The organism is Paraburkholderia sp. Ac-20340 (assembly GCF_017104965.1).
Lineage (GTDB): Bacteria > Pseudomonadota > Gammaproteobacteria > Burkholderiales > Burkholderiaceae > Paraburkholderia.
On the sequence record NZ_JAAGPR010000009.1, the window covers coordinates 243,993 to 258,956 of the forward strand.

At 64.0% G+C, this 14,964-nt stretch carries 11 protein-coding genes and 1 rRNA gene; 2 read left to right on the forward strand and 10 right to left on the reverse strand.

The features are described from left to right. Nucleotides 1-7 precede the first annotated feature (7 nt). The 7 genes from murF to coq7 all read right to left on the reverse strand — a co-directional run bounded on the left by murF (nucleotide 8) and on the right by coq7 (nucleotide 7,750). Complete coding sequence (gene murF, locus G3N59_RS15245) at nucleotides 8-1,420, reverse strand: UDP-N-acetylmuramoyl-tripeptide--D-alanyl-D-alanine ligase (RefSeq protein WP_205983447.1); 1,413 nt, start codon at nucleotides 1,418-1,420, stop codon at nucleotides 8-10. After that, nucleotides 1,417-2,982 carry a UDP-N-acetylmuramoyl-L-alanyl-D-glutamate--2,6-diaminopimelate ligase gene (locus tag G3N59_RS15250; RefSeq protein ID WP_205983448.1) on the reverse strand — a complete coding sequence of 522 codons (1,566 nt, stop codon included), beginning with the start codon at nucleotides 2,980-2,982 and terminating at the stop codon, nucleotides 1,417-1,419. Before G3N59_RS15250 ends, murF begins: the two co-directional genes overlap by 4 nt. Continuing rightward, nucleotides 2,979-4,889 (reverse strand): penicillin-binding protein 2, encoded by a 1,911-nt coding sequence (locus G3N59_RS15255; protein ID WP_205983449.1) that lies wholly within the window; start codon nucleotides 4,887-4,889, stop codon nucleotides 2,979-2,981. Before G3N59_RS15255 ends, G3N59_RS15250 begins: the two co-directional genes overlap by 4 nt. Continuing rightward, nucleotides 4,886-5,248, reverse strand: coding sequence for a cell division protein FtsL (ftsL, locus tag G3N59_RS15260; RefSeq protein WP_205983450.1), 363 nt, complete (start codon nucleotides 5,246-5,248; stop codon nucleotides 4,886-4,888). Before ftsL ends, G3N59_RS15255 begins: the two co-directional genes overlap by 4 nt. Next, nucleotides 5,245-6,186 carry a 16S rRNA (cytosine(1402)-N(4))-methyltransferase RsmH gene (gene rsmH / locus G3N59_RS15265; RefSeq protein ID WP_205983451.1) on the reverse strand — a complete coding sequence of 314 codons (942 nt, stop codon included), beginning with the start codon at nucleotides 6,184-6,186 and terminating at the stop codon, nucleotides 5,245-5,247. Before rsmH ends, ftsL begins: the two co-directional genes overlap by 4 nt. A 31-nt stretch (nucleotides 6,187-6,217) precedes the next feature. Then, complete coding sequence (gene mraZ / locus G3N59_RS15270; RefSeq protein ID WP_205983452.1) at nucleotides 6,218-6,646, reverse strand: division/cell wall cluster transcriptional repressor MraZ; 429 nt, start codon at nucleotides 6,644-6,646, stop codon at nucleotides 6,218-6,220. 411 nt (nucleotides 6,647-7,057) lie between these two features. Next, the gene (gene coq7, locus G3N59_RS15275; RefSeq protein WP_205983453.1) at nucleotides 7,058-7,750 is read right to left on the reverse strand and encodes a 2-polyprenyl-3-methyl-6-methoxy-1,4-benzoquinone monooxygenase; all 693 of its coding nucleotides are present in this window, start codon (nucleotides 7,748-7,750) and stop codon (nucleotides 7,058-7,060) included. Nucleotides 7,751-8,076: 326 nt separating this feature from the next. Between coq7 and G3N59_RS15280 the strand changes: the two genes are divergently transcribed. Then, nucleotides 8,077-9,252 carry a porin gene (locus tag G3N59_RS15280; protein WP_205983454.1) on the forward strand — a complete coding sequence of 392 codons (1,176 nt, stop codon included), beginning with the start codon at nucleotides 8,077-8,079 and terminating at the stop codon, nucleotides 9,250-9,252. A gap of 149 nt (nucleotides 9,253-9,401) precedes the next feature. Here G3N59_RS15280 and G3N59_RS15285 read toward each other — a convergent pair whose 3' ends face one another. Together G3N59_RS15285 and G3N59_RS15290 are read right to left on the reverse strand one after the other, a co-directional pair. Continuing rightward, the gene (locus tag G3N59_RS15285; protein ID WP_205983455.1) at nucleotides 9,402-11,078 is read right to left on the reverse strand and encodes a long-chain fatty acid--CoA ligase; all 1,677 of its coding nucleotides are present in this window, start codon (nucleotides 11,076-11,078) and stop codon (nucleotides 9,402-9,404) included. A gap of 149 nt (nucleotides 11,079-11,227) precedes the next feature. Beyond that, nucleotides 11,228-13,306, reverse strand: coding sequence for a molybdopterin oxidoreductase family protein (locus tag G3N59_RS15290; protein WP_205983456.1), 2,079 nt, complete (start codon nucleotides 13,304-13,306; stop codon nucleotides 11,228-11,230). Between the two features lie 189 nt (nucleotides 13,307-13,495). On the opposite strand from G3N59_RS15290, the gene G3N59_RS15295 reads away from it, so the two are divergent. Then, nucleotides 13,496-14,689 (forward strand): M20 aminoacylase family protein, encoded by a 1,194-nt coding sequence (locus G3N59_RS15295; RefSeq protein WP_205983457.1) that lies wholly within the window; start codon nucleotides 13,496-13,498, stop codon nucleotides 14,687-14,689. A gap of 161 nt (nucleotides 14,690-14,850) precedes the next feature. On the opposite strand, the gene rrf is transcribed toward G3N59_RS15295, so the two are convergent. Further along, a 5S ribosomal RNA gene (gene rrf, locus G3N59_RS15300) occupies nucleotides 14,851-14,964 on the reverse strand.

Sequence of the window (14,964 nt, forward strand, 5' to 3'; positions counted from 1 at the left end):
TCGAATTTCAGTGCGCGCCGGACGCTGCGTCCGGTGCGGTGGGTTGCGGGTTCGTGATGGCGGCTACGACGCGCTCCATCTGCATGAAGCGCGAGCCTTTCACGAGGATCGTTGCGCCGGAACCGTAACCGGCGCCGGCGAGTGCGCGAACCAGCTCGCTGACATCGGCGGCGTGCAGCGCATTGGCGCCGAATGCCGTCGAGATGTCGCGTGCTGCCGCGCCGAGCGTGTACAGCGCGTCGATACCGCGCTCCTGCGCGTAGGCGCCCACCTCGCGGTGGAACGCCGGGCCGTTATCGCCGACTTCGCCCATGTCGCCCAGCACCAGCACGCGCGGCGAGTCATGCGTCGCCAGCACGTCGATGGCCGCGCGCACGGAATCGGGGTTCGCGTTGTAGGTGTCATCGATCACCTTCGCGCCCGCAAGTTCCGCAAGTGCTGCACGTTTGACCTGCAAACGGCCTTTCACGGGCTCGAATGCTTCGAGGCCGCGACGGATCGCATCGAGCGACACGCCGGAAGCCAGCGCCGCCGCCGTGGCGGCGAGCGCGTTGTGCGCGTTGTGCGCGCCCAGCACCTTCAGTTCGACTTCGAGATGACCGTCGGGCGTGGCGACCGCGAGACGCGCGCCGCTGAGCTTGCCCGTCACGGCGGCGTCGACTGCGCGTTCATCGGTGTGCAGCGCGAAGTCGAGAATCTGCGAGCCGGTCGCGGCCACGCGCCAGATTCCGGCGTAGGCATCGTCGGCGGGAAACACGGCCGTGCCTTCGGGCTTGAGCGCGTGAATCACGCTCGCGTGTTCGAGCGCGACGGCTTCCACCGTCGCCATGAATTCCTGGTGCTCGCGCTGCGCGTTGTTCACCACGGCGACCGTGGGCTCGGCGAACTTCGCGAGCAAATCCGTTTCGCCCGGATGGTTCATGCCGAGTTCGACCACTGCGAGCTGATGCGCCGCATTCAGGCGCAGCAGCGTAAGCGGCACGCCGATGTCGTTGTTCAGATTGCCCGCAGTCGCCAGACGCGCGTCTTCGCCGACCGCCGCCGCGAAGATCGACGCGATCATTTCCTTGACCGTGGTCTTGCCGTTGCTGCCCGTCACGGCGACGAGCGGCATCGCAAACCGGCGACGCCAGCCGAGCGCAAGCGCGCCCAGCGCCGCGCGCGTGTCGTCCACGCGCAGTGCGGGAACGCGCCAGTCGCCGGGGCTGCGCGAGACCAGCGCCGCGCTCACGTGACGGACCGCCACGTCGGGCAGGAAGTCGTGCGCGTCGAAACGGTCGCCCTTGAGCGCGACGAACAGATCGCCGGGGCCGGTCGTGCGGCTATCGGTGGAGATGCGCTCGAAGGTCGTGTTCTCGTCGCCGAGTACGCTCGCGCCGGGAATCAGCGCTGCTGCTTCGCGCAGGGAAAGCATTGTCATTCACCGCCTCCGCGCCCATGCCGATCGGACGTCGGACGGGCTGCGAGGGCAAGGCGCGCGTGATCCTGATCGGAGAACGCGCGCTTCTTGCCCATGATTTCCTGGGTTGCCTCGTGCCCCTTGCCGGCCAGCACGATGACGTCTTCCTTGGCCGCGCCGCGCACCGCCTGCAGGATCGCGCTTGCGCGGTCCTCGATACGGCGCGCCTTCGCGGGTTCGCGCATGCCGCCGACGACCTGATCGATGATCGCGGCCGGCGCTTCGCTGCGCGGGTTGTCGCTCGTCACGACGGTTTGATCGGCCAGACGCTCGGCGATGGCGCCCATCAGCGGACGCTTGGTGGCGTCGCGGTCGCCGCCGCAGCCGAACATGCAGATCAGCCGGCCGCCGCGTGCCGCCGCAATCGGGCGCAGCGCTTCGAGCGTCTTTTCGAGCGCGTCGGGCGTGTGCGCGTAGTCGATCACGACGAGCGGTTCGTCCTGATCGATACGGCCGCCCAGGCGCTCCATGCGGCCATTCACCGGCTGCAGTTTCGCGATTTCGTTGAGCGCGGCCAGCAGCGGCACATTCGCCGCCAGCAACGCGCCGAGCACGCCCAGCAGGTTGCTCACGTTGAACAGGCCGAGCGTCTGCACTTCGATATTCGCTTCGCCCCAGTCCGACGTTTCCAGATGGAACGCGGTGCCCGTGGCGGTCGCGCGCACGTCTTTCGCGCGCAGCCAGGCGTCGGCGACGGGCGCATCGGCGGCAGGCGTTTCGACGCCGTAGGCAATCGTTCGCGCCGTGCCGCGCGTGGCAGCGATCAGGCGACGACCGGCGGCATCGTCGGCGTTGATGACGGCCGCGCGCAGGCCCGGCCACGCAAACAGACGCGCCTTCGCGGCCTCGTAGGCTTCGAAGGTGCGGTGATAGTCGAGGTGATCCTGCGTGAGATTCGTGAAGATCGCGATATCGAACGACGTGCCGTTCACGCGGCCCTGATGCAGCGCGTGCGACGACACTTCCATCGCCACCGCCTGCGCGCCCTGCTGACGCAGCTGCGCGAGCGAGCGTTGCAGTTGCGGCGCGTCGGGTGTCGTGAAACCGGTGTGCACGAGCTGGCCGACAAAGCCGCTGCCCAGCGTGCCGACGATCGCGCACTTCTGGCCGATGGCCGTGAGCGCCGATGCAATCCACTGGCTGCACGAGGTCTTGCCGTTGGTGCCGGTTACGCCGACCACGAGCATCGCGTCGCTGGGGTCGCCGTACCAGCCGCTGGCGATTTCGCCAGCGAGGATGTCGAGTTGCGCAACCGCCAGCGCGTTTTGCGCCTGCGCGAGGTCGAACGCGCCGCTATAGCCTTCCGGCTGATACAGCACCGCTGCCGCGCCGCGCGCGAGTGCGTTTTCGATATGCGAGCGGTTATCCGCGCCTTCGACCGCGTAGGCGAGGAACACATCGCCGGGCTGGAGCGAACGGGTGTCGGCGTGCAAATTGGCTGCGGGCGCAATGCGCGCGCGCAGCCACGCGAGCGCGTCCGCGATCTGCCGGTGCGCGGGATGCTGGGTGCGCGTGGCGCTCATCGGACGACTCCGGGTCGGGTTTTGGCGTTATCGGCAACAGTCATGTGATGCGCGCCGGACGGGCTCTTCGCGTTGCCTGCGTTGGCGCTCGCGACGCGCTTTGCGGGCGCGGACGGCGCTTTCGCCGCGGCCGGCGCATTCGCAACCGCCGTGGACGAAGCGCTGTCGTCGGACACGACGAGCTGCTTGACCGGCATGTCGGGCGGCACGTTGAGCGAACGCAGCGTATCGCCGACGATGCTCGAGAACACCGGACCCGACACCGCGCCACCAAAGTGGCTGCCTGCAGTCGGTTCGTCCACCGTGACCGCGACAACGATGCGCGGGTTCGGCATCGGCGCCATGCCGACGAACGACGCGCGGTACTTCGAGTGGTCGTAGCCGTGCGGACCGTGCTTGTACGCCGTGCCGGACTTGCCGCCCACGCGGTAGCCAGGCACCGCCGCGTCAGGCGACGTGCCCTGCTTCGACACCACGCTTTCGAGCATCGTGCGCACTTCGCGCGCGGTCGTGGGCGCGAACACCTGGGTGCCGACCACGGGTTGATCGTCGCCGGGATGGCGGAAGATCGAGACGGGCAGAATCTGGCCGTCGTGGGCGATGGCCGTGTACGCGCGCGCGAGCTGGAACAGCGACACCGACAGGCCGTAGCCGTACGACATCGTCGCCTGTTCGATGCGACGCCAGCTTTTCCACGGACGCAGACGCCCAGGCGCCGCGCCGGGGAACCCGACCTTCGGCGCTTGTCCGAGACCGATGCTGGTGTACATGTTCCACATTTCTTCGGGCCGGAGCGTCATCGCGATCTTGGTCGCGCCGATGTTCGACGACTTCTGGATCACGCCGCCCACCGTCAGCACGCCGAAACCGGCATCGTCGGTGATGGTCGCGCCGTCGAGCGTGAACTTGCCGCCCCCCGTATCCACCAGTGTAGTCGGCGAGACGCGGTGCAAATCCAGGGCCAGCGACACCGTGAACGGCTTCATGATCGAGCCCGGCTCGAACACGTCGGTCAGAATGCGGTTGCGCAACTGCTCGCCCGTGAGGTGCGAGCGGTCGTTCGGGTTATACGTGGGGTAATTGACGAGCGCGAGCACTTCGCCTGTACGCACGTCCACCACCATCGCGGCACCCGCCTTGGCCTTGAACTTTTCGACCGCCGCCTTCAGGTTCGAATACGCGATGTATTGAATCTTGCTGTCGATCGACAGTTCGACGTCCTTGCCATCGTGCGGCACGACGGTTTCATCCACATCCTCGATGATGTGGCCCATGCGGTCCTTGATGACGTGGCGAATGCCCGGCACGCCCGCGAGAATCTTCTGGTCCGAGAGCTCGACGCCTTCCTGCCCTTCGTCTTCCACATTGGTGAAGCCGATCAGGTGGGCCGTGACATCGCCTTCCGGATAGAAACGTTTGTATTCGTTGCGCTGATAGATGCCCGGAATGTCGAGCGCCGTGATCTGCTGCGCGATGTCGAGCGGCACCTGACGCTTCACGTAGACGAAGGTCTTGTCTTCCGAGAGCTTGGCGCGCAGGTCCTTGGTGGACATGTCGAGCAGCTTGCCGAGCTGGTTGAGCTTGTCTGCGCCGAGGTCGTCGGGCACGGCTTCGGGAATCGCCCAGATCGCGCGCACGGGCAGACTCGTCGCGAGCACGAGGCCGTTACGGTCGAGAATCTTGCCGCGCGTGGCGGGCAGTTCGATGGTGCGCTGATAGCGGCTTTCGCCCTGCTTCTGATAGAAGGCGTTGCCCGGTCCCTGAATCCAGAACGCACGCGCGGCCAGCGCCACGAACGCCATGAACAGCATGAAGACGACGAGCTTCGAGCGCCACATCGGCAGGCGCACGGAGAGAATCGGGTTGGCGCTGAAGGCGACGCTCTTGCGGCTGTTGCCCTTTTTCATCGCGCGCCTCCGCGGCGGCCGTTCGTGCTGGCCGGTGCCGACGCCATGACCGGCGCGGAAACAGGCACAGGCGCGTCCACTGCGGTGGCCGCGCCCGGTGCGAGCGTCAGGTATTGCGTGCGTCCGGTCGTCACGGGCTGCATCTTGAGCGAATCGGTAGCGAGCTGTTCCACGCGCGATGTGCGTGACAGCGCGCTCTGCTGATATTGAAGCTGCGCGTAGTCCTGCTGGAGCTGACGCTCCTGCGACTGCGCGCGTTGCAACTGGATGAAGATCTGCCGCTGCTGATTGGTGGCGTTGACGACTGACAACGCGCAGCCCATAACGACGATCAGCAGGAAGATGTTCAGGCGATTCATGGCGTGATGCGCTCCGCAATGCGCATCACGGCCGAACGGGCGCGCGGATTCGCCGCGACTTCTTCGTCGCTTGCGAATACGCGCCCGAGCAGCTTCAGGGGCGGGCTGGGCAGATCCACGGCGCGAATCGGCAAACGGCGATCGATCGCCGGCGCCGTGGCGTTAGCCTGCATGAACCGCTTCACGATACGGTCTTCCAGCGAATGAAAGCTGATGACCACGAGCCGCCCCCCCTGTTCCAGCGACGACAAAGCTGCTTCTAGAACGACCTGCAGCTCCGCAAGCTCTTGATTGACGTGAATCCGTATAGCTTGAAAGGTGCGGGTTGCCGGGTCCTTACCCTTCTCACGGGTTTTGACGGCGTTAGCCACGATTTGGGCAAGCTCGCCCGTGCTGTCGAGAGGCCCGAGACGGTCGGACTCTGCCCGGCGAGCAACAAGCGCCTTTGCAATCTGAAAAGCAAACCGTTCTTCCCCATAATCTCGAATCACCTCCGTCAGTTCCTGCAACGTGGCCCGCGCGAGCCAGTCGGCAGCGGACTCGCCGCGCGTCGGGTCCATCCGCATGTCGAGCGGACCATTGGCGCGGAAACTGAAACCGCGCTCCGGGTCGTCGATTTGCGGCGACGACACACCCAGGTCCAGCAGCACACCCGACACACGCCCTACCCCGCGCTCCGCCAGAGCGTCGCGCAGTGAAGCAAAACTTTCGTGCACGATCGAGAACCGCGCGTCGCCCACCTGTCCGGCAGTGGCGATCGCCAGCGGGTCCTTGTCGAACGCAATCAGCCGGCCGCCTTGAGCGAGCCGGCCGAGCACGGCGCGGCTGTGGCCGCCCCGCCCGAACGTGCCGTCCACATAGACGCCGTCCGCGCGCGTAACGAGCGCATCGACCGCTTCATCCAGCAGCACCGTGCGATGCTGCAATCCTTGTCCCATCGCAGATGCCATAGCGTTTTTTTACCCGCGATCAGAACGTGAAATTCTTCAAGGCGTCGGGCATGCCCTGAGCCATCGCCGCCTGTTCCTTGGCGGCGTAGGTCTGTGCATCCCACAACTCAAAATGACTACCCATGCCGAGCAGCATGACTTCCTTTTCCATACCAGCCGCAAGACGTAATTCAGGTGAGACGAGCACGCGGCCCGCAGTGTCGAGATCGACGTCGGACGCGTTGCCAAGAAAGATGCGGCGCCACCAGTGCGCATCCATCGGCAAGGCCGCAACCTTCGCGCGGAAGACTTCCCATTCGGGGCGCGGAAATAGCAACAGGCAGCCGTCCGGGTGCTTGGTGATCGTCACCCGGCCTTCTGCCTGTTGTTGCAGCGCGTCCCGATAGCGCGACGGAATCGACATCCGTCCTTTCGCATCGAGTGTCAGCGCCGACGCCCCCTGGAACAATTTGCTCCCCCCACGCGGCGCTGTTCGCCGCCCGTCTAAATCTCAGGAAATTTACCCGAATACATCTCTCAAATCACACAAAAATACACTTTCTCACACTGTCTCCCACTTTAGAGGAAGGCCTTTCGAGGGTCAAGGTGGGGGGCACGATTTTTGACGAAATTTATCCGATAGAACAAGGACTTAGCGGCACCTGTTCAAGTCGACGTTAAAACCAAAAATCGTTATGAATGAATGAGCTAACGCAGGTTGTGAAGGTGATACGTGAAATGCGCGGGTAAAACCGCGATGGTGCGGGGACTTGGCGGGGATTAAACCGGACGACTGAAAGCTCTGAAAGGCGCTTTCAGTGACATGGAGAAAGCGGACCGGCGAAGCATACCGGTCCGCATGAACATCTCAAAGTACGGCTTAAATATAGTAAGCCGTGCGCGTCATGACCTTAGATGCCGCGCGCATGAGCGAGCGCAGCGGCAAGGGCAATTCGATACCGCCCAGATCCGTTGCCGACTTCGCGTGGGCGATTTCGTCGGTACGCATCTGCTCGACGATCGCGCGCGATTCGAGGTCGGCGGGCGGCAGCGCATCGAGGTGGCTGTCGAGGTGATGCTCGACCTGGCGCTCGGTTTCGGCCATGAAGCCCAGACTCACCTTGTCGCCCAGACGTCCTGCTGCCAGACCGATCGCAAGCGCGCCGGCGTACCAGAGCGGATTGAGCAGACTGGGACGCGAATCGAGCGCTTCGAGGCGGCGCGCGGTCCAGGCGAGATGGTCTTCTTCTTCGCGCGCGGCCTGCTCGAATGCCGCCTTGAGCGTGGGCGAACGGGTCGCGAGTTTCTGCGCCTGATAAAGCGCCTGCGCGCACACTTCGCCCACGTGATTCACACGCATCAGGCCGGCGGCATGCGTGCGTTCGGCGGGCGTCAACTCGCCGGGCATCGACGCCGCGACAGCGCCGCCCGTGGCCACCGCGGCCTCGGCGGTCGCGAACTGCGCGGCCGTGGCGTCGGGAGAAGGTTGCGGCATGGGACGCGACATGCGCGACACACCCGTGATCGAGCGCAAGCCTCGATCGAATTCGGTAATCAAATCGTCAAACGTCATCCAACCTCCCTCCGGAACCACGGCAAAACAGACCATCAAAAGAGCGGCTCAAACACCGACCGACCGGCCGTTCAAAGTCGCTACAGGAACACTGGCAGGCCCGTCAATCAGGGGCAGCGCCGATATCCAGGCGCATATTCTAGACCATGTTGTGTAAACGAAACAGGTACTTACGTGCGCCAGGCTTTTCCTTTGTCCCCCCTAACCCTTTTGGTTACATTACGTCTCAACTTCTCGCGAAGTTAGACATCAGGGCCACCGCAAGACAAATAAACAGGCCTTGTTAAAAAGACGCATAAAAGCAGTCAAACACTGGAGATCCATCAATGAAGAAGTCGCTTCTCGCGCTCGCCGCGCTGGGTGCGTTCGCGGGCGTCGCCCACGCTCAGAGCAGCGTCACGCTGTACGGCATCATCGACGAAGGTTTCAACATCAACACCAATGCAGGTGGCAAGCACCTGTACAACCTGTCGAGCGGCGTCCTGCAAGGCAGCCGTTGGGGCCTGCGCGGTGCGGAAGACCTGGGCGGCGGCCTCAAGGCGATCTTCGTGCTCGAAAGCGGCTTTGACGTGAACAACGGCAAGTCTGGCCAGGGCGGTCTCCTGTTCGGTCGTCAGGCTTATGTGGGCCTGAACAGCGCACAATTCGGCTCGGTCACGCTGGGTCGCCAGTACGATTCCGTGGTCGACTACGTTGGTCCGCTCGAAGCCGGCGACCAGTGGGGCGGCTACATCGCCGCTCACCCGGGCGATATCGACAACTTCAACAACGCGTACCGTACGAACAACACGGTCAAGTTCACCAGCGCCAACTACGCTGGCCTGACCTTCGGCGGCACGTACAGCTTCGGCAACACGGCTGGCGACTTCTCGCACAACCAGATCTGGTCGCTGGGCGCAGGCTACAACAACGGCCCGCTGTCCCTCGGTGTCGGTTACCTGAACGCGCGCACGCCGGCAGCATCGGGCGGCCTGTTCAACAATGGTGGTACGGCCGCAGCGGCTAACGCAGCCGTGACGTCGTCGGTCTACTCGGGCTTCGCGTCGGCCAATACGTACCAGGTGATCGGTGCGGGCGGCGCCTACACGTTCGGCGCAGCCACGTTCGGTATCACGTACTCGAACATCCGCTTCGCGAACCTCGGCTCGACCTACGCGCTCGCCGCCTACAAGGGCCAGTCGGCAACGTTCAACAACGCCGAACTCAACTTCAAGTATCAGCTGACCCCGGCTCTGCTGGTCGGCGCAGCCTACGACTACACGCGCGGCGTGTCGATCAACGGCGGCTCGCGCGCCCAGTATCACCAGGGCGCAGTGGGCGTGGACTACTTCCTGTCCAAGCGCACCGACATCTACGTGACGGGCGTGTACCAGCACGCACTGGGCGACACGATCAACGCCGCTGGCGAGACCGTTGCCGCCACGGCAAATATCAACAACCTGACCGCTTCGTCGAGCCAGAACCAGTTCACGGCGCGCGTCGGCATCCGTCACAAGTTCTAAGAAAAACAGCCGTTTCAGTCTCCAGGGCGCCTTCGGGCGCCCTTTTTCTTTGCGCCGTGGCGTGCGTGCCTCATTCAGGCGCGGCGCAAAAAAGAAAGGCCCGCCCTTGCGGGCAGGCCTTGTTTCGGATGTCGCGTCAGACTGTGCGCTTATGCGCGGCTCTCGCGCAGTTCGCGCCGCAAGATCTTGCCGACATTGCTCTTCGGCAGATCGTTACGGAATTCGATCAGCTTCGGGCGCTTGTAGCCCGTGAGCTGCGTCTTGCAGTATTCGAACACGTCCTTGTCGGTGAGCGCCGGGTCTTTCCTGACGATGTAGAGCTTCACCGCCTCACCCGAATGCTGGTCGGGCACCCCCACCGCGGCCACTTCGAACACGCCGGGCAGCTTGGCGACCACGTCCTCGACTTCGTTCGGATAAACGTTGAAACCCGAGACCAGAATCATGTCCTTCTTGCGATCCACGAGCTTCACGTAACCGCGCGTGTTCATCACGCCGACATCGCCCGATTTGAAGAAGCCATCGGCGGTCATGACCTTCGCCGTTTCTTCCGGACGCTGCCAGTAACCCGCCATCACCTGCGGACCGCGAATGCAGATCTCGCCCGCTTCGCCGATCGGCAGTTCGTTGCCGCTATCGTCGCGAATCGAAATCTCGGTGGACGGCAGCGGCAGGCCGATCGTGCCCGTGTATTCGGTCGCCGTGGTCGGGTTGCAGGTCACGCTCGGCGAGGTCTCGGAAAGGCCGTAGCCTTCGACGATCGGCGTCTGCGTGCGCTCGTACCAGCGCTTCGCCACGGCTTCCTGCACCGCCATGCCGCCGCCGTTGGCGACCAGCAGATGCGAGAAGTCGAGCTTGTCGAAATCCGGGTGATTGAGGATCGCGTTGTAGAGCGTGTTGACGGCCGGGAACGTCGTGATCGAGTAACCGTGCAGTTCCTTGATCATGCCGGCGATATCGCGCGGATTCGGAATCAGCACCGCGAGGCCGCCGGTGCGCATCGTCAGCAGACCGCAGACCGTGAGCGCAAACACGTGATAAAGCGGCAAGGCTGCGACCGTCACCGGCTGCGTGCCGGCCGGCAGACGCGCCAGCGCAGGCTCGGTCCAGGCCGCCGATTGCAGCACGTTGGCGATGAGATTGCGATGCAGCAGCGTCGCGCCCTTCGACACGCCGGTCGTGCCGCCCGTGTACTGAAGGAAGGCGACATCGTCGGGCGTCTGCTCGACGGGCTTGAAGTTCGTGCGGGCGCCAGCGGCGACTGCATCGTTGAAACGCACGTGACCCGGCAGGCTCCACTCGGGCACCATCTTCTTCACGTTGCGCACGACGAAGTTGACGATGAAACCCTTCGCCGCGCCCAGCAGATCGCCCATCGACGCGACGACCACATGCTTCACGCGCGTCTGCGCGATCACGGCTTGCAGCGTGTTGGCGAAGTTTTCCAGGATGATGATCGCTTCGGCGCCGCTGTCCTTGAGCTGATGCTCGAGTTCGCGCGGCGTATAAAGCGGATTCACGTTCACGACGACGTAGCCCGCGCGCAGGATCGCAGCCAGCGCGACCGGATACTGCAGCACGTTCGGCATCATCACGGCGATGCGCGCACCGCGCTCGATGCCGCGCGACTGGAACCACGCGGCGAGGCGCTTCGAAAGTTCGTCGAGCTGACCGTAAGTGATGGCCTTGCCCATGCAGGCGAAAGCGGGCTTCGACCGGTTCGCGCTGAAACTCTCGGTGAGCAGCGCCGTGATGGACGCGTATTGGCTCGCGTCGATTTCCGCGGGAACGCCAGGCGGGTACGATTTCAGCCAGACTTTTTCCATGCGGCGTCTCCTCCTCAGGTATTTTCGAATGGTCGTGCTAAAACGCCGATCGTAGCATGCGCTCTGCGCTTTTCTTGCCGCGAATCAGCGAGTTAGAAAGGCCCCTCGAAATGCGCAGGGGCCGCTTTTTTGCGTGCTGGATTAGGGGTTTACGCGTGTTCGACTTCGACGAGGCAGTCGTAGAAAGTCGCCGATCCGCCGAGGTCGGTGAGGGCCTGGCTCGTCACTTCGTTGGCGTTGCGGCCGTCCGGCGCGAGCTTTTTCCACCAGATCGACAGACCCACGACGAGGCCTTCGCGCGCACGTTCGGAGACGCGCGCACGGGCGCTCATCGAGCCGCGATCGTTGAAGATGCGCACCTGGTCGCCATCGGCGATATTGCGGGTCGCGGCATCGGCGGGATTGAGATCGACGTGCGGCTCGCCTTCGGTCGCGCGCAGGCTTTCGACGTTCACGAAGGTGCTGTTGAGGAAGTTGCGCGCGGGCGGCGAGATCATCGCGAGCGGATAACGCGCGGCGAGTTCGGGCGCGTGATCGGCCGATTCATACGGCGGCAGATAGTCCGGCAGCGGGTCCATGCCGGCCTGCGCGAGCGCTTCGCTGTAGAACTCGCACTTGCCCGTGGGCGTGCGAAAGCCGCCGTTGGCGAACGGCGCGTCGGCGATATCGAGCTTGATCCACGCATTCTCCTTGAGCGTCGACCAGCCGGCGCCGTTGAACGCCGGGTCGCTCCAGTCGAAGGCGCTCGCCGCCACTGCTTCGTCGCTGTCGAACAGCGCCGGTTCGGTGAGCTGCATCGCGCGGGCGATCGAGCGGAAGATTTCCGTGTTCGGGCGCGCTTCGCCAACCGGCGCGATGGCGGGCAGATTCGCCATCACGTGCGTGTGGCCGTAGGACTTGTGGACGTCCAGATGCTCGAGTTGCGTCGTGGCAGGCAGCAGCAGATCGGCGTAATCGGCGGTATCGGTCTGGAACTGCTCCAGCACGATCGTGAAGAGATCCTCGCGCGCGAAGCCCGCCGCGACCTTGGCCGAATCCGGCGCAACTGCGACCGGGTTCGAGTTGTAGACGACGACCGCTTCGATCTTCGGACCGAACTGCGCGTCGCCCGCGTGCGTGAGCGCATCGCCGATCTGGTTCATGTTGACGACGCGCGGCTGATGCTTAGGCCAGCCAGGGATCAGATCGGGACGCTGCAGTGCGTTCGCATCGACCGGCGCCCAACCCGACGACGACAGCAGCACGCCGCCCGCACGATCGCGCCATGCGCCCGTCAGCGCGGGCAGACAGGCAATCGCGCGCACGGCGTTGCCGCCGCCGCGCACGCGCTGCAAACCGTAGTTCATGCGGATCGCCGCCTTGCGCGTGGACGCGTAGAGGCGCGCGAGCTCGATGATGGTCTGTTCGTCGATACCGCAGATCTGCGCCACGCGCGCAGGCGTGTAAGTCAGCGCACGCGCCTTCAGTTGCTCGTAGCCGTGCGTGTAGGCCGCGACGTAGTCGTGATCGAGGCGGTCTTCGGTGATCAGCACGTGCATCATGCCGAGCGCGAGCGCGCCGTCGGTGCCGGGCTTCGGCGCGATGTGCTGATGGCATTTTTCGGCCGTGAGCGAGCGATACGGATCGATGGCGATCAGCTTCGCGCCATTGCGCTTGGCTTCCTGCGCACGCGTCCAGAAATGCAGATTCGAGGCGATCGGATTCGCGCCCCAGATCAGGATCACTTCGCTTTCAGCGAAATGCTCGGTGAGCATGCCGAGGCCCGCGCCATAGGTGTAGCGCAGGCCCGCTGCGCCCGCCGCCGCACAGATCGTGCGATCGAGCCGCGAGGCGCCGAGCTTGTGGAAGAAGCGCTGAGCGATGCTGTCGCCCTGCACGAGCCCCATCGTGCCCGCATAGCTATACGGCAGGATCGCTTCGGGCGCGCGCTGCGCAATTTCGCCCAGACGCGTGGCGGCGATTTCGCAGGCTTCGTCCCAGCTGATCGGCTCGAAACGCCCTTCTCCCTTGCGGCCGACGCGCTTCATCGGCTGCGTCAGGCGCTTCGGATGGTGCACGCGTTCGGCGTAACGGGTGACCTTCGTGCAGAGCACGCCTTGGGTCGGCGGATGCTCGGGGTCGCCGCTCACCTTGATCGCCCGGCCGTTTTCGACGGTGACGCGCATGGCGCAGGTGTCGGGGCAGTCATGGGGACAGACTGCGCGGGCAAATTCAGCTCGGGCGTTCATGGGATGTGTGTCGCAAGGGGCTATCGATGGCGTGATTTTATTATGTCCGGCGCGCTGCGCCGCCGCCCGTCCAGGCGCTTGCCTCGAAAAAAAGGCTTGGGCGTAAAATGATTCGATCACGCCCGCCATCATCGAAGGACGGGCGCTCACATTCCTAGCTCGTAATCCGAGCTTTGCCACGAGTCAGCCATGAAACTGATCCCGGAAATCCAGGCCGCCCAGGGCGAAATCCAGGGCCTACGACGAACAATCCACGCTCACCCCGAACTGCGTTACGAAGAGACCCGCACCGCCGAACTTGTTGCGACTACGCTCGCCGGATGGGGCATCGAGGTGCATCGGGGTCTGGGCAAAACGGGCGTTGTGGGCGTGCTCAAACGCGGCAACGGCACTCGCTCGATCGGTTTGCGCGCCGATATGGATGCGCTGCCGATTCAGGAACTGAACACCTTCGATCATCGCTCGCACAACGACGGCAAGATGCACGCGTGCGGTCACGATGGCCATACGGCGATGCTGCTGGGCGCTGCGCAGTATCTCGCGCAACACGGGCAGTTCGACGGCACCATCGTCTTCATTTTCCAGCCGGCGGAGGAAGGCGGCGCGGGCGCGAGAGCGATGATCGAAGAGGGTTTGTTCGAGCGTTTTCCCGTCGATGCAGTGTTCGGCATTCATAACTGGCCAGGGATGCCAGCCGGTTTCTTCGGCGTGACCGAAGGGCCGATCATGGCGTCGAGCAATGAATTTCGTATCGATATCAGCGGCGTGGGCTCGCACGCCGCGCTGCCGCATAACGGGCGCGATCCGGTATTTACGGCGGTGCAGATCGCGAATGGTCTGCAGGGAATCATCACGCGCAACAAGAAGCCGCTCGATACCGCGGTGCTGTCGATTACGCAGATTCACGCAGGCGATGCCGTGAATGTCGTGCCGAACACCGCATGGCTGGCCGGTACGGTGCGCACTTTCACGACGGAAACGCTCGATCTGATTGAGGCGCGTCTACGCAAGATCGCCGAGAGCACGGCTGAAGCGTATGAATGTGCCGTCGAGGTGAGTTTCCTGCGCAATTATCCGCCGACGGTGAATAGCAGCGCGGAAACGCAGTTTGCTGCGGAAGTGATGCGGGAAGTCGTGGGCGCCGATCGCGTCGATGACCACGTCGAGCCGACCATGGGCGCCGAGGATTTTTCGTTCATGTTGCTGGAGAAGCCCGGCTGCTATGCGTTTCTTGGTAACGGCGACGGTGGACATCGCGACGCCGGTCATGGCGCCGGTCCGTGCATGCTGCACAACGCCAGTTATGACTTCAACGATCAGCTGCTGCCGGTGGGTTCGTCGTACTGGGTGCAACTGGCGACGAAGTTTCTCGCGCAAAAGTGAGTTTTTGCGGCGTTTGAATGCAAAAAGCCGTCCCTGTGGGACGGCTTTTTTGTGCGGGCTTCGTGGTGCCTGCATCTGCGCGTGCTTTTTCCGCCCGCGTAAACGCCAGAACCCCGGTTCTCGCTGTGAGAGACCGGGGTTCTGGACGTACTGCATAAGGAGCCTGACGATTACCTACTTTCACACGGGCAATCCGCACTATCATCGGCGTGGAGTTGTTTCACGGTCCTGTTCGGGATGGGAAGGGGTGGGACCAACTCGCTATGGTCATCAGG